The 17,668-nt window shown below is 66.2% G+C and carries 20 protein-coding genes; 16 read left to right on the plus strand and 4 right to left on the minus strand.

What is annotated here, in order from left to right; translation table 11 throughout:
• The first annotated feature begins 98 nt into the window (after positions 1-98).
• The 5 genes from AC5JBD_RS16285 (at position 99) to AC5JBD_RS16305 (ending at position 2,905) form a co-directional block, all read left to right on the plus strand.
• The gene (locus AC5JBD_RS16285) at positions 99-488 is read left to right on the plus strand and encodes a response regulator (RefSeq protein ID WP_495722874.1); all 390 of its coding nucleotides are present in this window, start codon (positions 99-101) and stop codon (positions 486-488) included.
• A gap of 112 nt (positions 489-600) precedes the next feature.
• Entirely contained in the window at positions 601-774 is a 174-nt protein-coding gene (locus AC5JBD_RS16290; protein WP_495722875.1) for a hypothetical protein, read from the plus strand.
• Between the two features lie 165 nt (positions 775-939).
• Positions 940-1,200 carry a hypothetical protein gene (locus AC5JBD_RS16295; RefSeq protein WP_495722876.1) on the plus strand — a complete coding sequence of 87 codons (261 nt, stop codon included), beginning with the start codon at positions 940-942 and terminating at the stop codon, positions 1,198-1,200.
• Between the two features lie 147 nt (positions 1,201-1,347).
• Positions 1,348-2,292 carry a peptidylprolyl isomerase gene (locus AC5JBD_RS16300; RefSeq protein ID WP_495723004.1) on the plus strand — a complete coding sequence of 315 codons (945 nt, stop codon included), beginning with the start codon at positions 1,348-1,350 and terminating at the stop codon, positions 2,290-2,292.
• A gap of 154 nt (positions 2,293-2,446) precedes the next feature.
• Positions 2,447-2,905, plus strand: a complete 459-nt coding sequence (locus tag AC5JBD_RS16305; RefSeq protein WP_495722877.1) for a glycine zipper 2TM domain-containing protein — start codon at positions 2,447-2,449, stop codon at positions 2,903-2,905.
• A 161-nt stretch (positions 2,906-3,066) separates the two neighbouring features.
• Here AC5JBD_RS16305 and AC5JBD_RS16310 read toward each other — a convergent pair whose 3' ends face one another.
• Both AC5JBD_RS16310 and AC5JBD_RS16315 read right to left on the minus strand, forming a co-directional pair.
• Positions 3,067-3,336, minus strand: a complete 270-nt coding sequence (locus tag AC5JBD_RS16310) for a hypothetical protein (RefSeq protein WP_495722878.1) — start codon at positions 3,334-3,336, stop codon at positions 3,067-3,069.
• Between the two features lie 179 nt (positions 3,337-3,515).
• Positions 3,516-6,389, minus strand: coding sequence for a beta strand repeat-containing protein (locus tag AC5JBD_RS16315; RefSeq protein ID WP_495722879.1), 2,874 nt, complete (start codon positions 6,387-6,389; stop codon positions 3,516-3,518).
• Between the two features lie 293 nt (positions 6,390-6,682).
• On the opposite strand from AC5JBD_RS16315, the gene AC5JBD_RS16320 reads away from it, so the two are divergent.
• Positions 6,683-6,985 (plus strand): hypothetical protein, encoded by a 303-nt coding sequence (locus AC5JBD_RS16320; protein ID WP_495722880.1) that lies wholly within the window; start codon positions 6,683-6,685, stop codon positions 6,983-6,985.
• A gap of 112 nt (positions 6,986-7,097) precedes the next feature.
• On the opposite strand, the gene AC5JBD_RS16325 is transcribed toward AC5JBD_RS16320, so the two are convergent.
• Positions 7,098-7,592 (minus strand): hypothetical protein, encoded by a 495-nt coding sequence (locus AC5JBD_RS16325; protein ID WP_495722881.1) that lies wholly within the window; start codon positions 7,590-7,592, stop codon positions 7,098-7,100.
• Positions 7,589-8,029: a hypothetical protein gene (locus tag AC5JBD_RS16330; protein WP_495722882.1), complete on the minus strand. Its 441-nt coding sequence runs from the start codon at positions 8,027-8,029 to the stop codon at positions 7,589-7,591. The genes AC5JBD_RS16325 and AC5JBD_RS16330 overlap by 4 nt, the downstream gene beginning before the upstream one ends.
• Positions 8,030-8,179: 150 nt before the next feature.
• Here AC5JBD_RS16330 and AC5JBD_RS16335 point away from each other — a divergent pair, with 150 nt between their 5' ends.
• The 10 genes from AC5JBD_RS16335 to AC5JBD_RS16380 all read left to right on the plus strand — a co-directional run bounded on the left by AC5JBD_RS16335 (position 8,180) and on the right by AC5JBD_RS16380 (position 17,645).
• Positions 8,180-8,596 carry a BLUF domain-containing protein gene (locus AC5JBD_RS16335; protein WP_495722883.1) on the plus strand — a complete coding sequence of 139 codons (417 nt, stop codon included), beginning with the start codon at positions 8,180-8,182 and terminating at the stop codon, positions 8,594-8,596.
• A gap of 755 nt (positions 8,597-9,351) precedes the next feature.
• Positions 9,352-10,299 (plus strand): hypothetical protein, encoded by a 948-nt coding sequence (locus AC5JBD_RS16340; protein ID WP_495722884.1) that lies wholly within the window; start codon positions 9,352-9,354, stop codon positions 10,297-10,299.
• A gap of 28 nt (positions 10,300-10,327) precedes the next feature.
• Complete coding sequence (locus AC5JBD_RS16345) at positions 10,328-10,480, plus strand: hypothetical protein (RefSeq protein ID WP_495722885.1); 153 nt, start codon at positions 10,328-10,330, stop codon at positions 10,478-10,480.
• A 134-nt stretch (positions 10,481-10,614) separates the two neighbouring features.
• On the plus strand, positions 10,615-13,299 hold the full coding sequence (acnA, locus tag AC5JBD_RS16350; protein WP_495722886.1) for an aconitate hydratase AcnA: 2,685 nt from the start codon (positions 10,615-10,617) through the stop codon (positions 13,297-13,299).
• Complete coding sequence (locus AC5JBD_RS16355; protein WP_495722887.1) at positions 13,296-13,643, plus strand: GFA family protein; 348 nt, start codon at positions 13,296-13,298, stop codon at positions 13,641-13,643. The genes acnA and AC5JBD_RS16355 overlap by 4 nt, the downstream gene beginning before the upstream one ends.
• Positions 13,640-13,912, plus strand: coding sequence for a CBU_0592 family membrane protein (locus tag AC5JBD_RS16360; protein WP_495722888.1), 273 nt, complete (start codon positions 13,640-13,642; stop codon positions 13,910-13,912). The genes AC5JBD_RS16355 and AC5JBD_RS16360 overlap by 4 nt, the downstream gene beginning before the upstream one ends.
• Positions 13,867-14,538 (plus strand): cyclase family protein, encoded by a 672-nt coding sequence (locus AC5JBD_RS16365; protein WP_495722889.1) that lies wholly within the window; start codon positions 13,867-13,869, stop codon positions 14,536-14,538. Before AC5JBD_RS16360 ends, AC5JBD_RS16365 begins: the two co-directional genes overlap by 46 nt.
• Before the next feature lie 40 nt (positions 14,539-14,578).
• Positions 14,579-15,478: a DMT family transporter gene (locus tag AC5JBD_RS16370; protein WP_495722890.1), complete on the plus strand. Its 900-nt coding sequence runs from the start codon at positions 14,579-14,581 to the stop codon at positions 15,476-15,478.
• A 35-nt stretch (positions 15,479-15,513) separates the two neighbouring features.
• Positions 15,514-16,188, plus strand: coding sequence for a COQ9 family protein (locus AC5JBD_RS16375; RefSeq protein WP_495722891.1), 675 nt, complete (start codon positions 15,514-15,516; stop codon positions 16,186-16,188).
• Between the two features lie 8 nt (positions 16,189-16,196).
• Positions 16,197-17,645, plus strand: a complete 1,449-nt coding sequence (locus AC5JBD_RS16380; protein WP_495722892.1) for a M48 family metalloprotease — start codon at positions 16,197-16,199, stop codon at positions 17,643-17,645.
• Positions 17,646-17,668: the final 23 nt, after the last annotated feature.

Below are 17,668 nucleotides of genomic sequence, written 5' to 3' on the forward strand. Positions count from 1 at the left end.
ATGAAGAAGGTTACAATGCCTTCGTAGCGCAGGCTTTTTCCAGCACCGCTTACCTATGTTAAACGTGTAACGCTCGTTCATCAGGAAAGTCGCAGTCCATGACAGATAACGGGGACGCTGCGTCGGGGCTGCGGGGCTCGCGCATCCTGATCATCGAGGATGAATTCTATCTGGCCGATGATCTGGCCGCGGCGCTGCGCGGCGCCGGTGCCGTGGTGGTCGGGCCGGTCGGATCCCTGCAGGACGCGGAACAGGTCGTCGGTGCTGGCGATTTCGACTGCGCCGTCGTCGACATGAACCTGCGCGGCGACATGGCCTTTCCGATCGCCGACCGGCTTCAGGAGGCCGGCATCCCCTTCCTGATCGCCACTGGCTATAACAGCGCCTCGCTGCCCGAGCGCTTCGCCGATGTGCCGCGCGTCGAAAAGCCCTCGGACACCGCCCGGATCGTGGCAGCCCTTCCCAACCTGCTCGCCGGCGCCGGCTAAGCGTCTCTAATCCAAGTGAAAGAGTATCTGCGTCTTTCCTGATGCACGTAAAGGCATTGGGCGGAAGCATCTGCGATGAAGAAGGTTCTGGAAACGACTCGGGTCCGCAACGATGGCCGACGATCCCAACTACCATTCCAAACGCGCCATGGCCGAGCTCGACCTCGCGCTGAGCGCGACCTGCGTCGACGCGGCGCGCGCCCATTTCCGCCTGTCCTCGCTCCATCTCGAAAAGTCGCAGGCGACTGGCGAACCCGCCACCCCTCGCCTTGCCCCCTCCCCCTAGCGCGCAGCCTTACGCCCACTCCTCCGACCAGCTGCGCGCATATCGGGCGTGCCTTCCCCCGAAGGCACGCCCTCTTTTTGGCCTTCCCTCGCCGTGCTCCGCCTTCGGCCGGGAACCTGCGCGGCCGAAGCGTGGTTGTCCGGCCCGAGCAACAAGGAACCCCCTATGAAGAACCTCCTGATCGGCGCCGCCTTCCTCGGCCTCGCAGCCTGCGGCGGCCAGGGCGACGACAAGGCGGCCGAGGATGTCGAGCAGGCGTTCGAGAATGTCGCGCAGAATCTCGAGGCCCAGGCCGAGAACGCCACCGGCGCCACCGAGGAACGGCTCGAGGACGAAGCCGAAGTCTTCCGCGAAACCGGCGAAGCCGCCGCCGAAGCGATCGACGACGTCGATCTCAACGCCCAGGCCACCGTCAACACGCAATAAGTCGCCGCTGCAAGGCATCAGCGGCCGTGACACAGCGTCCCCCGTCACCCCGGACTTGATCCGGGGTCCACCTTCCCCTTTACGTCGGGAGAGAAGGTGGATGCCGGATCAAGTCCGGCATGACGAGGAGGGATAGACGTGCGCATCATGATGGCGGCCGCGGCTGCGGCCTTGCTCGCTTCCTGCACCACCCAGGGCGCCGCCGATGCGGAGCCGGAGGCCTCCTCGCGCTACACCTTCTGGCGGCCCGCGCCGGTCGAGAACGCGACCGAGCCGTCCGAGGTCATCAAGAACGCCGCCGCCACCGACTGGCGCGACGTCGATCCGCAGAACCTCCTGATCATGGACCTCAAGGACGGCGGCCGCGTCGCTATCGAGCTCGCGCCCGATTTCGCGCCGGTCCATGTCGCCAACATCCGCGCCCTCGCCCGCGGCGGCTGGTGGACGGGCGCCAGCATCTACCGCGTCCAGGACAATTACGTCGTCCAATGGGGACTCAACGAAAGCGACAAGCCGCTGCCAGCCGGCGTCGCCAAGACTCCGCCCGCCGAATATCACCGCCCCCTCACCGGCCTCGACGTCCGCGCGCTTGGCTTTCCCGACAGCTATGCGCCGATGGTCGGCCATGCCGGCGGCTGGCCGGTCGGCTACGATCCCGAAGAAGGCCGCGCCTGGCTCGCCCATTGCTACGGTATGGTCGGCGTCGGCCGCGATCTCGCGCCCGACACCGGCACCGGCGGCGAGCTCTACGCGATCATCGGCCACGCCCCCCGCCACCTCGACCGGAACATCGCCGTCGTCGGCCGCGTCCTCGAAGGCATGGAGAGCATGACCGCGCGGACCCGCGGCACCGAGGCGCTGGGCTTCATCAAGGACCCGACCCAGCACGTGCCCATTGCCCGCATCCGCCTCGCCGCCGACATGCCCGAAGGCGAACGCCCCGCCTATCAGGTGATGCGCACCGACGCCCCCGCCTTCACCGCCTACGTCACCGGCCGCGCCAATCGCGGCGGCACCTTCTTCCAGGTCGCCGCGGGCGGCGTCGACCTCTGCAACGCCCCAGTCCCGACGCGCCGCAAAGGCGTCGGCTGAGGCGAGAGCCGGTTCGCGAGCACCTGCCAAGGGCGGATAGGCGGACGCTAACCTGATGCGATTGCTGGTTATTGACATGGACGAGCGGCATGTCGTCTAACTGCAACCTGTCGCGCGACTCACTGTCGTGCATTCATCGGACGAGGAGGACAGCATGCGGCTTGGCTGGTTATCCACTCTGTTCCTGACGACCGCTCTCTGGTCGGCCGGTGCAGCGGCTCAGGCAAATCCCCGCGAGCAGTTGCGCGTCTACAATCAGCAAGCTGACCCGCTCAGCCGCGAGCGCGACTGGCGTGAATACCGCAAATACGATCATGACCGGCTGGAGAGCGGCCAGCGAGCCTATTACGCCAATCGCTATTATCGCGACGGGCGCTTCTATGAAGCGCGTCTGCTGGGGCCGGACGATCGTATCTATCGGGGTCGCAACGACCAATATTATTGCCGGCGGCCGGACGGGACGACGGGGCTGATCGAGCGCGGGCTGGCAGGCCGCATCAGCCAGGACATGTTGGACCGCGGCGCGTCGGTCATTCTCGCTGACCTGGCCAATACGCGCGGCGGATCGGCTCTCGCTCTGGCCGTTGACCGGCAGGAAGTGGTGTGCCGCTGAGCCATGGTGGCGTCACATGGGGGCGACACCCGTTCCCCTAGAGGAGTCCGGGGTGTCTATTTTCGGAAAGAATGCAGGGTCGCCGGCCCTCGCGTAAAAGGGCCGGCGTTGAAAGGGCGGTGCAGCCTCTCGGCGCACCGCCCTAACTTGATAGTCTGAGATTAAGCGGCGAACGCCTGGGCCGGATCGCCATAGACCGGGCCGCGGATCGTGCGGACCGTGGCGCCGCCGGCGACGAGAGGCGCGCTCTCGAGCGGCAAAGCGGTGGTGCAGAAGGCGCATTCCGCCATCATGCGGCCGATATACCAATGGGTGTGACCGCAGCCGGGGCAGTGGTTGGTCTCATGCTCGCGATAGACGATGTGATAGCCCCTCACGCCCGCCTTCGGGATGATGCAACCGCCACGCGCTTCCAGAACATTGGTAGCCATTTCAAATACCTCGTGAACTCTACTTCGAATGGCTCAACGAGCATCAAGGTTAATCGTTGCATGTCGCGGAGATGAATGGAGCCGCGCGCGCCCGCCACGGACGTGAAAAAAGGCGCCCGCTCCGAGGGGTTGGGAGCGGGCGCCAGAGGACCAGGTCCAGGCGTAGACGAGGTCCCGTCTCAGACGATCATGAGGTCGGTCTGCAGCATCATCGGGTCGAAGCCGGAGGCCGAGAAAGCCGACAGGTCGACGATCGACTGGATCTCGATGTCGCCCTCGACGCCGCCGTCCAGGATGTCGATGCCGGGCCCGCCGATCAGCACGTCGGTGCCGAGACCACCGAACAGGGTGTCGTTGCCCCCGCCGCCGATCAGCACGTCGTCGCCATCGCCGCCGTCCGCCGTCAGCAGGATGCCGGAGGCGTCCAGCCCCGACGCCTCGATCACGTCGTCGCCGTCGAGGCCGTTGATGATCAGCCGGTCGATCCCGGCCTCGAAGCCCGTGATGTTGACCTGCGCACCGAGCCCGAGCACCGACACTCCGCCGGCGTCGCCGAACACCAGAACCACGTCGTCCAGGTCGGTGGCATTGATGATCACCGTGTCGGCCGCCCCGTCGCCAGCCCCGCCGGCACCGGCGAGGTTGAGGTTGATCTCGCTGACGTCGGTGCCGCTGAGATCGCCGATCCGGATCGTGTCGGCACCGCCCAGCGCGCTGAAGTCGATGGACTCGGTGTCGTCGAGGTCCATCACGACGCTGGCGACATCGCGGGTGAACAGCGCCCGCCCGCCATTGGCGACGATGTTGATCTGCTCGCTGGCATTGCTGCCGTTGAAGACCATGGTGTCGAAGCCGTCCTGGCCCTCGATCACGTCATTGTCGTCGCCCGGGTTCCACACGAACGTGTCGTCGCCCGCGCCCATCAGGGCGAGGTCGTTGCCGTCGCCGCCGGTGAAGAGATCGTCGCCCTCCGAGCCCAGGATCACATCGTTGCCGAGGCCGCCGTTGATGGTGAGCTGGATGCCGTCCGCCTCCAGGCTGGTGGCGTCGATCACGTCGTCGCCCTGGCCGCCGTTGAGCGTCACCCGGTCGTTGGCCTGCTCCGCCTGGAAGACGTTGATCTGGGCGCCGAGCCCGAAGATCGTCACCCCGCCCGCGTCGCCGGCAATGCCGAACACGTCGTTGCCCGCGGTGCCGGTGGCCGTCACCGTGTCGGCCGCGCCGTCGCCGCCGCCGTTCGGGCCGCGCAGGTCGATCTCGATGTCGGTCACGTCGGTGCCGCTGAGGTCGCCGATCACGATATTGTCGGCGCCGCCGAGGCCGCGGTACATGATGCTCTCGACACCATCCATGTCCATGGTGACGCTGGCGACGTCGCGGAACAGCAGCGCCCGACCGCCATTGGCGGCGATGCTGACATTCTCGCTGACGTTGGAGCCGAAGAAGAGCAGCTGGTCGGTGCCGTCCTGGCCCTCGATCGTGTCGCTGCCGTCGCCCGGATCCCACTGGAACACGTCGTCGCCCGCGCCGAGAAGGGCAAGGTCGTTGCCGTTGTCGCCGAACACGAAGTCGTGGCCCTCGCCGCCGATCAGCACGTCCGCGCCCTGGCTGCCGAGGATCGTGTCGTTGCCCGCGCCGCCATCGACGGCGAGCTTGGCGACGCCCGCCGGCACGGTCGTCGCCGTGAAGCTGTCATTGCCGCCCAGCAGATTGACGACGAACGAGTCGTTCGCCCCTTCCGAGCCGGTGACGTTCACGACATGAGCGAGCCCGACCAGACTGAGGCTGCCGCCCGCCCCGAACAGGTCAACGACATTGTCGTTGTTCGACGCATTGGCGATCACCGTATCCGCCAGATTGTCGCCCGCCGTGCCGCCGAACGTGCCCGACAGGTTGATCTTCACCTCGTCCACATCGGTTCCGGCCATGTTGTTGACCACAATCGTGTCCGCACCGCCCAGCGCGTTGATCTCGAGCTTCTCGACGTCGTTCATGTCCATGACGATGTTGCCGACGTTGCGCGTGAACAGCGCCCGCCCGCCATTGTTCGACAGCTCCATCACCTCGTTCGCCGCGCTGCCGTTGAAGCGGAGGGTGTCGAAGCCGTCCTGGCCCTCGATCACGTCGCTGCCGTCGCCCGGATCCCATTGCGCGACGTCGTCGCCGGCGCCGAGCAGGACCACGTCGTTGCCCTGCTGGCCGTCGACGAAGTCGTTGCCGTCGCCGCCGATCAGGATGTCGGCGCCGTTGGAGCCTAGGATCGTGTCGTTGCCGGTGCCGCCGTCGACGGTGACGCCGATCAGCGCGGCGAGGTTGCCGGTCGCCGAGAAGGTGTCGTCGCCGCCGTTCATGTTGACGACGAGCTGCTCCATCGTGCCGAGATCGAGCGAGAAGGGCGCCGGGTCGAGCCGGTCGAACCGCACCCGCGTGCCGTTGGCGGTGACGGTGAAGTTCTCCGCGCCGCCGCCGCCATTGACCTCGGCCGTGTCGGTGCCGGCGCCGCCCTCCCACAGGTCGGTGTCGTCGCCCGGGTTCCAGATGAAGCGGTCGTTGCCGCTCTCGCCGAACAGCTGGTCGTCGCCGTCGCCGCCGGTCAGCGTGTCGTTCTCGGAGCCGCCGAACAGGAAGTCGGCGCCGCCCTTGCCGAGCAAGGTGTCGTTGCCCGACTGCCCGAACAGCAGGTCGCCGCCCGATCCGCCGGTCAGCGTGTCGTTCCCGGCCCCGCCGAACAGATTGCCGCGCGGCAGCGCGCCGCTCGTCTCGCTCAGCGTCATGACGTCATTGCCGCCCTGGCCGAACATCTGGATGAGCGACGTGTTGGCGACGGTCGGCGTGCCCCCCAGCACCGGCACCGCGCCGCCATTGACCAGGATCTGGCCCGCCGCGTTGCGGCTGATCGCCATATTGTTGTCGAGCGAATCGCCGAAATTGGTGAGCGTGCCCTGGCTGAAGTTCGCCGTCACCGCGGCGATGCTGAAGTCGCCGCCCGTGCGGGCCTCCATCTCCTCGGCCTGTTTGAGCAGCTTCTTCGCTTCCTTGATCTTGTCGTGCATGTCGTACCCTCCCTGATCTCGCTGAAATGCCGGCGCTTGCGAGGTTGCCGGCGGGAGGTTCGGCTACGGGCGTGTCGTGTGAGCGAGCGTGGGAAGCCGCGTAGGATTTGTGCCGCGCAAGCGTTGAAACGGGCGCCGGCCGTTCAAACGGAAGCGGCAATGCTTGTCCTTATGGCCGGCGTGAACCGGACTGAAGCTCGCCACTCGTCCTGTCGGTCCGACTGCCACGCCTTGACGCTTTCGCAATAGCCGGGGATACCAGCGGCAACTCACGAGAAATAAGGGAGCTTCCGATGTTCCAGGCCTTTGCAAGTCGTGCGGCTGCCGTAGCGATGCTGGTGGCTGTTTCGTCTCCATCCTTCGCGGGCGGCGATAAGAAGCCCGAGTCGGACGACCGGGTGATCTGCAAGGTCGAGCGCTCGTCGACGAGTCGCATTGCCGCCGTGCGCCGGTGCAAGACCGCCGGCGAGTGGCAGGTCGAACGCAAGCGCGCGGAGGGTCTCCACGCCGATCGCGAGAATTACCTGCTCCGTAATCCCCAGAACTCGAGCGGCTCTCTCGGCGTCCCTGCGGATCTGCGCGGCACGCCGAACTGAGGCCCGTCTTCTCGGCTCGCCGGTAATCGACCAGCTCGATCGCTCGGCGGCTGAAGGCGCAGCGTCCCCAAGCCCCTCCTTGCACCGCGCGACCCGTTCACCGGCCGCAATCCTATCCGCCGTCCTCCGGCAGCTGCGCCCGCACCCCAGGCGCCGAATAGCCGCACCCGGTCGCGTTCGTCCCGTCCGGCACGGTCCCGTCCGGCAACGGCAGCACGCCGCGCGCGTTGGCGCGCTCCCACACCTCCGCCGGCAGCGCGGCGAGCTGTTTCGCCTCCTCGGTCACCGGTCCCCAGCCGGGCGGGCAGATGCGGCCGTCGGGCGCCCGCACGTAGCCTTTCTTCACCAGTTGCTCCTGCTTGCGCTTGAGCTTGGCCATCATCCGCTCGGCCGCCTCCTTGCCGCGCCGCTCGCGCTCCTCCGGGGAGAGCTCGCACAGGCAGTCCTCGTAGCGCGGCTTGGTACCGCCTCCGCCCGCCCCGCCGGCCCTGCCCGCGACGCCCGGGAGCGGTCCGTATTTCTCCCGGTTCGACGCGGTGAGCAGCATGCGGAAGATGCCGTCCGACCGCTTGATCCGCGTCCCCACCTGCTTGCCATAGTGGATCACCGGTCCTCGATGCCGGTCACCCCCCGCTCCCAGGCGAGCGTCTCCATATGCCCGCCGGCCTTGTCGATCGCGACCCGGCACTGCCGGTCGAAGTCCGGATCCTTGGCGCGCCAGTCGTTGATCGTCTTGCGCGACACACCCGAGACCCGCGCGGCGTCGGAGACGCAGCCGGTCTTGGCGAGCGTCTTGATGCATTTTCTGCGCTTGGCGGCGGTGAAGCCGTCCGCCCGCTCCCGCGGCGCCGGCGGGCGCGAGCGCCACGTCTCCAGCACCCGCTCCACCTCGGCTGCGAACCCGGCGTCGTTCTTGCGCGCCCAGTCAACCGATCCGGTTCCCACCCGAACCGCCTGCGCGGCCGCCTTGATCGACCCCAATTGCTCCAGCTTCGTCACGAACCGGCGCTTCTTCTCAGCCCCGAACTCCCGCGGCCTTCCCATCTCGTCCTCCCGCTCAAAGCAGAAGCCCATAACCAAATAGGTAATCTGTAGGAAAGGGGGTCTCTGAGATTGCGGGCTGGCAATTCTCCGCATTTTGTTGGATCAACTTATAGAGTTCGGTCTGGGTACGGCGTCACTTCGGGAGAAGCTGTGGTCACGTCGCTCCTTTATGTCAGTCGCAGCACGCTGCTGATGCCGGATCAGATCGGGGAGATCGACGCCATCGTGGAGGTCGCCCGCTCGCGCAACGCGGCGCTGGACGTCACGGGAGCACTCGTCTTCACCAGGCTGCACTTCGCCCAGATCCTCGAAGGATCGGCGGCAGCCGTCGACGAGTTGATGCGCAGCATAGAGGCCGACCCGCGCCATACGGACGTGGATGTCGTCGACGTGAGAGAGTCGAGCGGCCGCCATTTCGCCGGCTGGAGCCTGGCCTATACGGGCTTCTCAACCCGGATCGACCAGCCCATCAGCGAAATAGCCGACCGCCGCTCGGATGCAGGCCTCGAAGCCAAGATCAGGCGGTTGCGCCGATTGATGGTGGAGCTGGCGATCCCCACGGGCTGAGCTTTCCCGCCAGTCCCCGTTACGGTGCGGGAAAACGTGTCGCTCGGGCACCGCGCCTCCGCCAGATGGCAGAAGGAGACCGGGTTAACGCGCTGCTGGCGCAGACTGCTGGATGCCTCACCTACAAGGCGCGGATCGCATGACGCAGAAGCGAGAGGAGCCGCTGGCGCTGGATATGCCATTCGGGGAGCCGCTGGAGCGGTTCATTCAGATTGACCCTACCGAGCTACCGGACAACGTTAAGCTGAGACAAAAAGAGGGGCCGCCGAAGCGACCCCCAACCCCGAAAGGCGTTGACGACGAGCCTCCCCGCCCGAAGGGGAAGACTTAGCGGACTGGCCTACCCGTTACCGGGAGCGCCAGTGCGCGCTAACGTGCTCGATCCGGCCGAAGCGGATGCGGTAGTAGGCGGCGACGAAGACCATCGGCCCGTCTCCTCTACGGAGTGGGTTGCATTTGATGGCCGAAAATGCGATTCTCTCAGGGCAGACAGAGGTAACCGGTTTAGCCATCGGCGACTCGGACGCCGCCCCCTAGCCGGGGCGGCGTTTCCGATTCTGGGGGCACTCGCTACTCGATAGACGATCCTCCGATCCGGCACCTGCGCCGTCTACGGGCGCTTGTCCAAGAACGGTGGTATCGTACCCGCGCCGCCCGCGCAAGCCTCGGCCAAGGGTCACCATCTCAGTTCAGGCGATTGTTGAAATTGAGCCCGCACTCGTGTATCAGTTCTCCCGTCTGCAGGAGAACAAACCATGGCTAAGCTACCTTCGGGGCGGTTCCCGTTCATCAACCTGTCCAAAGCCCTAGAGCGGGCGCAACAGATTTTCGAAAACGATAAGAACAACAAGGGTCTCAAGATGCCGGTGGCATTCGCGGCCTGGGGCTACTCCGACAAGAGCAGCGGTGGCTTCCAGACAGTCGGCGCACTCAAGCAATATGGCTTACTGGAGGACGAGGGCGCCAAGGACGATCGTTCCGTGAAGCTCACGGCGGAAGCGCGTCACTATTTCCTGACAGAGATTGAGGAGGACAAGAACCGCCTCCGCGCCAAGTTTGCCTCCAAGCCCAGTCTCATGAACTACCTACTGGAGCAGTGGGAGTTCGGCACGATCGATGACGCGGTAGCTCGGTCGCACCTCAAGACGGTCATACACCTCAACGACCAGTCAGCTCGGAGTGCGCTTGGCGTCTACAAGGACAATCTCGCCTTCCTCAAAGTTAGCGGTTCTGCTAAGAAGGAGCCTATTAACCAGAACGGAGATCACAAGCCTAAGCCCAACCCCGATCTGTTTCGTTCTGCGCATGTTCCAGAAACGCACGTGGAGGTGTCAGAAGAGGCCCCGAAGAACGTAAGGGTCGGCGACAGAGTCCAAGCCACCGTCAATGGGATGGACCAGTTCGATCTGCCGAGGGTTGTGACGGAGGTGTTTCGCGATGCGGAGCGTGGCTGGTTTGTCTCTGTGCAAGGCGAGAAGGGTGCGCTGCCGATGGAGCAAGTGACAGTGATGGACCATGGCGCAGGCACGAAGACTCAGCGCGATGACGCGGACACTGGCGGCGAGAAGAAGCCCAACCCAATTGAGATCTTCATGTCGTCCAGCAACCGGCTGCAAATCACGGCTGACATCGACAGGCAGGGCGTGGATAAGCTTCGGTCTCTACTAGATAAGTATGCCGAGATCCTCGACCTCATGAGCTGAGAACAGAGAACGGCGAGTGCGCTACGTCTTGATCCTGCTGCTAATGCCAGTCTTGCTGCCGCTCGTCGTTTTCGTGATCGTCACGTCTGGGCTGCTTCGCTTGATTGGCTCAGAGGAGCTGGCAACCAAATACTTGCTGCTCCTCACTCGAATCCAGATGGCGCTGTTCCCGCCGCGCTAGGCGGAGTCAGACACCTATATAGGTCCCAAACGGATGATTTCAGGTGTCGATGTCAAAGCCTTTCCCGAGGACGACCCAATTGCTACAGCCCAGCCGATCCTACGCCAGCTGAATATACGTAAGGGGGCCCCGCTATGACCGCCGTCGGCAACAACAGCCTGAACACCCGCTCCACGCTCGACGTCGGCGGCCGCTCCTACGCTTATTACTCGCTCTCGAAGGCCGCCGCCGCGCTCGGCGACGTCTCGCGCCTGCCCTTCTCGATGAAGGTGCTGCTCGAAAACCTGCTCCGCTTCGAGGACGGCATCACCGTCACCCGCGAGGACATCCAGGCGATCGTCGACTGGCAGGACAATAAGGGCAAGGTTGAACGGGAGATCCAGTATCGCCCGGCGCGCGTGCTGATGCAGGATTTCACCGGCGTCCCCTGCGTCGTCGATCTCGCCGCGATGCGCGATGCGATCACCAAGCTCGGCGGCGATCCGACCCGCATCAACCCGCAGGTCCCCGTCCACCTCGTCATCGACCACTCCGTGATGGTCGACGAGTTCGGCACCCCCAAGGCGTTCGAGAAGAACGTCGCGCTGGAATATGAGCGCAACATCGAGCGCTACCAGTTCCTCAAATGGGGCCAGACCGCGTTCGACAATTTCAAGGTCGTGCCGCCCGGCACCGGCATCTGCCACCAGGTCAATCTCGAGAATATCGCCCGCGCCGTCTGGTCCTCGCGCGACCCGTCGGGCGAGGAAGTCGCCTATCCCGACACGCTCGTCGGCACCGACAGCCACACCACGATGGTCAACGGCCTCGGCGTATTGGGCTGGGGCGTCGGCGGGATCGAGGCGGAGGCGGCGATGCTCGGCCAGCCGGTGTCGATGCTGATCCCCGAAGTGGTCGGCTTCCGCCTGACCGGCACGCTCGGCGAAGGCATCACCGCCACCGATCTCGTCCTCACCGTCACCCAGATGCTGCGCAAGAAGGGCGTGGTCGGCCGCTTCGTCGAATTTTACGGCCCGGGCGTCTCCGAGCTCAGCCTCGCCGACCGCGCGACCATCGCCAACATGGCGCCCGAATATGGCGCGACCTGCGGCTTCTTCGGCATCGACCACAAGACGCTCGACTATCTCCGCCTCACCGGCCGCCCCGACGACGAGATCGCGCTCGTCGAGGCCTATGCGAAGGAGCAGGGCTTCTGGCTCGATGCGGGCGCGGCGGACCCCATCTTCACCGACACGCTCGATCTCGACATGTCCTCGGTTCAGCCCTCGCTCGCCGGTCCCAAGCGGCCGCAGGACAAGGTGCTGCTGAGCCAGGTGGACGAGGAATTCTGCGCGTCGGTGCAGAAGGAATATGGCGTCAACCGCGAGGCGATGGCGGAGCGTTATTCCTGCGACGGCCACGGCATCGGCCATGGCGACGTCGTCATCGCCGCGATCACCAGCTGCACCAACACCTCCAATCCGTCGGTGCTGGTCGCGGCCGGCCTCGTCGCCCGAAAGGCGCGGGAGAAGGGGCTCGACCGCAAGCCCTGGGTAAAGACCAGCCTGGCGCCGGGCTCGCAGGTCGTCACCGACTATCTCGACCGCGCCGGCCTCTCCGAGGATCTGAACGCGATCGGTTTCGATCTGGTCGGCTATGGCTGCACCACCTGCATCGGCAATTCGGGGCCGCTGCCGGAGCATATCTCCAAGGCGATCCACGCCAACGACCTCGTCGCCGCCTCCGTCCTCTCCGGCAACCGCAATTTCGAGGGCCGCGTCAGCCCTGACGTGCGCGCCAATTACCTCGCCTCGCCGCCGCTCGTCGTCGCCTATGCGCTGAAGGGGACAGTCACCGAGGACATGGTCCAGTCGCCGATCGGCAAGGACCGCGACGGCGCCGACGTCTACTTGCGCGACATCTGGCCGACCAACGCCGAGGTCCGCGCCCTCATCGACCAGCATGTCAACGCCGACATGTTCAAGGCGCGCTATGCCGACGTCTACAAGGGCGACGAGCAGTGGCGGGCGATCGACGTCACCGGCGGCGCCACCTATGCCTGGGACGCGACCAGCACCTACATCCAGAACCCGCCCTATTTCGAAGGCATGAGCATGACCGCGGCCGGGCTCACCGACATCGTCGGCGCACGTCCCCTCGCCATCTTCGGCGACTCGATCACCACCGACCACATCAGCCCCGCCGGCGCCATCAAACTCGACAGCCCCGCCGGAAAATATTTGACGGAACATCAGGTCAGCCGCGCCGACTTCAACAGCTACGGCGCCCGCCGAGGCAACCACGAAGTCATGATGCGCGGCACCTTCGCAAATATCAGAATCAAGAATGCCATGACCCCCGGCATCGAAGGCGGCGTCACCAAATACATCCCCACTGGCGAGGTCATGCCGATCTACGACGCGGCGATGCTCTACAAGGCGAGCGCCACCCCGCTCGTCGTGATCGCCGGCAAGGAATATGGCACCGGCTCCTCCCGCGACTGGGCGGCCAAGGGCACCAACCTCTTGGGCGTCCGCGCCGTCATCGCCGAGACCTATGAGCGTATCCATCGCTCGAACCTCGTCGGCATGGGCGTGCTGCCGCTCCAGTTCCTCAACGGCGAGAATCGCGACAGCCTCGGCCTCACCGGCGACGAGAGCTTCACCGTCACCGGCGTCGCCGATCTCCAGCCGCGCCAGGAAGTGGATGTCGAGGTCACCCGCGCCGACGGCAGCCGCACCAGCTTCCGCGCCCGAGTCCGCATCGACACCCTGAACGAGCTCGAATATTTCCGCGCCGGCGGCATCCTGCACTATGTGCTGAGGAAGCTCGCCGCGTGAACCTCGTGGCCGCATGCCATTGCGGCCGCGCGACCATCCGACTGCCGCGCACGCCCGATTTCGTGACCCAGTGCAATTGCAGCCTGTGCGCGAAAACGGGCTTTCGCGGCATCTACTACGCGTCCGACGAGATCGAGATCGCCGGCACGTTCGATGAATACACACGCGAAGACATCGGCGAGCCCTTCCTCAAGACGCTGCGCTGCCGGACTTGCGGCGTCGCTACCCACTGGGAGCCGCTCACGCCGCCGCCGCACGCGCGGATGGGCGTGAATGCCCGCCTGCTCGATCCGGCCGCGCTCGCCGACGTCGAGGTGCGCGAAGTGGACGGCGCGAGCTGGTGAGCCTGCCCGAGCTCCTCATCGAGATTGCCGGCTGGGCGGGCGCGGGGCTCATCCTCGCCGCCTATCTGCTGGTGTCAACGGGACATCTGACCGGCCAGTCACAGGCCTTCCAGTGGATGAACCTGGTCGGCGCGGCCGGCTTCGTGATCAACAGCGGCTATCACGGAGCGATCCCGTCTGCCGCGCTCAACGTGATATGGATGCTGATCGGAGCGGTGACCTTATGGCGGATCCTGAAGGCAAGAAGCTCGTCGATCTCAGCCACGTGATCGAGCATGGCATGGTCACCTACAAGGGCCTGCCGGCGCCGCTCATCTGCGACTATTGGACGCGCGAGGCCTCGGCCGCGCTCTACGACGATGGCGCCACCTTCCAGATCGGACGGATCGACATGGTCGCCAATACCGGCACCTATCTCGACAGCCCCTTCCACCGCTACGCCGAGGGCGCGGACCTCTCCCAGCTCGACCTCGCCTCGCTCGCCATGCTGGACGGCCAAGTCGTCCGCGCGCCGCACGTGCAGGGCCTCGCGATCGATGCGCCCGACGTCGCCGGGCTGGAGGTGCGCGGCAAGGCGGTCCTGTTCCATACCGGCTGGGACGAGCACTGGCGCACCGACCGCTATTTCGAGAACCACCCCTTCCTCACCGCCGCAGCCGCCAATCTCCTCGTCCAGAAGGGCGCCAGGCTGGTCGGCATCGACAGCTACAATATCGACGACACCCGCGCCCGCGCCCGGCCGGTCCACTCGATCCTGCTCGCCGCCAATATCCCGATCGTCGAGCACATGACCAATATCGGCGCACTTCCCGACGAAGGCTTCCGCTTCTCCGCCGTGCCGCCGAAGATTGCCGGCATGGGCACCTTCCCGGTGCGCGCCTTCGCCCAAGTCTAGCTTGCCCTCCGCGACGCGCGCCCCCTAGGGCGCGTCCGGAATGGACGACACCTCTCCTCCCAGCTCTCCCCGCGCCGGCCGCTACGCCTTCGCCGCCTTGATCGTGGCGAATATCTTCCTGGCCTTCGGGCCGTGGATGGTGCGGCTGTCGGACGTGGGGCCAGTCGCGGCGGGATTCTGGCGGCTCGCGCTGGCGATACCGTTCCTGCTGCTGCTCATGCGCGTCGGGCGCAAGGGGAGCTTCGCGGTCGGCTGGGGCATGGCGGGCGTGATCGCACTCGGGGGCGTCTTCTTCGCCGCCGATCTCGCCGCCTGGCATTACGGCATCGTCCGCACCAAGCTCGCCAATGCCACACTGTTCGGCAACACGGCGAGCCTCATCTTCCCCGTCTACGGCTTCATCATCGCCCGAGCGCTGCCGGGCAAGGTGCAGATCGGCGCGCTCGTCCTCGCCATCGTCGGCGCCGGCCTGCTGCTCGGCTCCAGCTACGAGCTTTCGGCCGAGCATTTCGAAGGCGATCTGTTCGCTATCCTCGCCGGGCTCTTCTACTGCCTCTACCTCATCGTCATCGATCGCGCGCGCAGGACGTTGGCGCCGATGCCGGTGCTCGCGCTCGCCACCATCGCCGGCGCCCTCCCCATCCTGCTCTTCGCGCTCGCGCTGGGCGAGCAGGTCATGCCCCGCGACTGGACTCCGCTCATCCTGCTGTCGCTCGGCAGCCAGGTGATCGGCCAGGGGCTGCTCGTCTATGCGGTCGGCCATCTGAGCCCCCTAGTGGTCGGGCTTGGGCTTCTGACGCAGCCGGTAATCACCGCGGTCAACGGCTGGCTGGCCTATGACGAGCGCCTCAGCACGACCGATTTCGTGGGCGCGGTCCTGATCTGCGCCGCTTTGGTGCTGATCCGGCTGCCCGAGCGCGAGCCGGCGGACTTGCGTTGAGCCCGTCGGCGCATCATCTAGCGGGCGGAGAGCCGATGAGCGAAACCGCCCCGATCGCCCCCGAGGATATGACGCTGGACGAGCTGCGGCGGGCGTTGGCGCCGCTGCTGCCGGGCCACGCGGTGTTCGACGGCTGGGGCGACAAGGCGATCACGATGGCCGCCTCCGAGCTCGGCGTGCCGGCGGAGCGGGCACGGCTCTGCTTCCCGGGGGGTGCAGTCGAGATGATCGACGCCTGGTTCGACGCCATCGACCTCGCCATGGCGCGCGCGTACCCGCTCGAGCGCATCGCCAAGCTCAAGATCCGCGAGCGCATCCGCGACCTCGTCCTGTTCCGGATCGAGGTGATCAACCCGCACAAGGAGGCGCTCCGCCGCGCGCTCGCCATCCTCGCCCAGCCGGTCCAGGGCCTCACCGGCCCCCGCCTCGCCTGGCGCGCGGCCGACCGGATGTGGCGCATCGCCGGCGACACCTCGACCGACTTCAACCATTATTCCAAGCGCACCATCCTCGCCGGTCTCTACAGCGCGACGATGCTCGTCTTCCTCGACGATGACACGGAGGGGCTCGTCACCACCCGCGGCTTCCTCGACCGCCGCATCGACGACGTCATGCGCTTCGAGAAGTTCAAGGCGAGCTGGCGCGGCAGCCGCTCGCGCCTGCCCAGCCTCAGCCGCTTCCTCGGCCGCCTCCGTTATCCGGCCATCTGACGACAGGCATGACTCGCAAGCTCGTTTCCGCCCTCGCCGCCACCGCCCTGTTGCTGGCCGGCTGCGGCTCCGGCACCACCCCCGATTACACCCCCAACGTCACCGCCGAGGAGCGCGCCTTCGCCGAGAAGCAGCACCCGCAATTGCTCGCCGAGTTCGGCGGCGAATGGACCGGTCCTGAAGCGGCCTATGTGAAGCGCCTCGGCGGCACGCTCGCCGATGCCGCCGGCCTGTCCGGCCAGTGCACCTTCACCATGGTCAACACCGACGTGGTCAACGCCTTCGCCGTGCCGGGCTGCTACATCTACGTCACGCGCGGCCTGTTCGGCATCGTCAACAGCGAGGCCGAGCTCGCCTCGGTGATCGGCCACGAGATCGGCCATATCGTCGCCAATCACAGCCAGCGGCGCCAGAAGCGTTCGATCTGGAGCGGCCTAGGCGCGCTTGCGGTCGGCGTCCTCACCGGCTCCGAGACGCTCGCCAACATGGCCGGCCGCGCCGCGCAATTCTACACGCTCAGCTATTCGCGAAAGCAGGAATATGAGTCGGACGATCTCGGCATCCGCTACCTCGCCCAGGCCGGCTACGATCCCTATGCGGCCGCCGACATGCTGGAATCGCTCGCCGATCACGACACCTACATGGCGCAGACCCGCAACATGGATGAGGCGAGCGCCATTCCCGCCTGGGCGCGCAGCCATCCGCTGACCGAGGATCGCATCAAGCGCGCCAACCGCCAGGCCGAGGCGACCGGTCACGGTCCCGACGTGCTCCCCGAATATGAGGACCGGTTCCTCCGCCAGGTGGACGGGCTGATCTGGGCGGACGATCCCGAGCAGGGCTTCGTGCTCGGCCGCCGCTTCGCCCATCCGGGTATGGGGATCACTTTCGAGGCGCCGCCCGGCTTCTTCCTCACCAACAATCCCCGCGCCGTGCTGATCGACGGCGAGGAAATGCGGGGCCAGTTCGGCGGCGGGGTGCTGCCGCCGGGCGGCCTTCCGGCCTACACCCAGCTTCTTCTCAAGGAAGTGCTCGGCCAGACCGCCAGCAGCGCCCGCATCGGCGAACCGCAGCGCGCGGTCGTCAACGGCCTCGACACGATCTTCGTGCCCGCCCTCATCCAGTCCCAGGGGGGACAGGCTCAGGTCACCGTCGCCACCTTCCAGGCCCGCGGGCGCGAGGCCTTCCACTTCATCCTCGCCGGTCCGGCGGGCAACGACCAAGCGATCAATGCCCTGGTCAACTCCTTCCGCCTGCTCTCGCCGATGGAAGCGGCGAGCCTGAGGCCGCGCAAGATCGACGTGGTAACCGTCGGCCCCGGCCAGACGATCGCGTCGATGGCGCGGCAGATGGCCGTGCCGGACCACCAGATCGAGGCCTTCCTGATGCTCAACGACCGAGACCCGAAGCCGGAGCTGAGGCCGGGCGAGAAGGTCAAGCTCATCGTCCAGGGCTGATCCTGGCGCATTTCGCAATCATC

The organism is Allosphingosinicella sp., from assembly GCF_059502505.1.

Coding starts and splice junctions, on each gene's coding strand:
- AC5JBD_RS16365 (WP_495722889.1), top strand. CDS start 13,867: ATGGCGGATCCTGAAGGCAAGAAGCTCGTCGATCTCAGCCACGTGATC.
- AC5JBD_RS16290 (WP_495722875.1), top strand. CDS start 601: ATGGCCGACGATCCCAACTACCATTCCAAACGCGCCATGGCCGAGCTC.
- AC5JBD_RS16375 (WP_495722891.1), top strand. CDS start 15,514: ATGAGCGAAACCGCCCCGATCGCCCCCGAGGATATGACGCTGGACGAG.
- AC5JBD_RS16320 (WP_495722880.1), top strand. CDS start 6,683: ATGTTCCAGGCCTTTGCAAGTCGTGCGGCTGCCGTAGCGATGCTGGTG.
- AC5JBD_RS16340 (WP_495722884.1), top strand. CDS start 9,352: ATGGCTAAGCTACCTTCGGGGCGGTTCCCGTTCATCAACCTGTCCAAA.
- AC5JBD_RS16305 (WP_495722877.1), top strand. CDS start 2,447: ATGCGGCTTGGCTGGTTATCCACTCTGTTCCTGACGACCGCTCTCTGG.
- AC5JBD_RS16380 (WP_495722892.1), top strand. CDS start 16,197: ATGACTCGCAAGCTCGTTTCCGCCCTCGCCGCCACCGCCCTGTTGCTG.
- AC5JBD_RS16285 (WP_495722874.1), top strand. CDS start 99: ATGACAGATAACGGGGACGCTGCGTCGGGGCTGCGGGGCTCGCGCATC.
- acnA (WP_495722886.1), top strand. CDS start 10,615: ATGACCGCCGTCGGCAACAACAGCCTGAACACCCGCTCCACGCTCGAC.
- AC5JBD_RS16370 (WP_495722890.1), top strand. CDS start 14,579: ATGGACGACACCTCTCCTCCCAGCTCTCCCCGCGCCGGCCGCTACGCC.
- AC5JBD_RS16295 (WP_495722876.1), top strand. CDS start 940: ATGAAGAACCTCCTGATCGGCGCCGCCTTCCTCGGCCTCGCAGCCTGC.
- AC5JBD_RS16315 (WP_495722879.1), bottom strand. CDS start 6,389: ATGCACGACAAGATCAAGGAAGCGAAGAAGCTGCTCAAACAGGCCGAG.
- AC5JBD_RS16330 (WP_495722882.1), bottom strand. CDS start 8,029: ATGGGAAGGCCGCGGGAGTTCGGGGCTGAGAAGAAGCGCCGGTTCGTG.
- AC5JBD_RS16310 (WP_495722878.1), bottom strand. CDS start 3,336: ATGGCTACCAATGTTCTGGAAGCGCGTGGCGGTTGCATCATCCCGAAG.
- AC5JBD_RS16300 (WP_495723004.1), top strand. CDS start 1,348: ATGATGGCGGCCGCGGCTGCGGCCTTGCTCGCTTCCTGCACCACCCAG.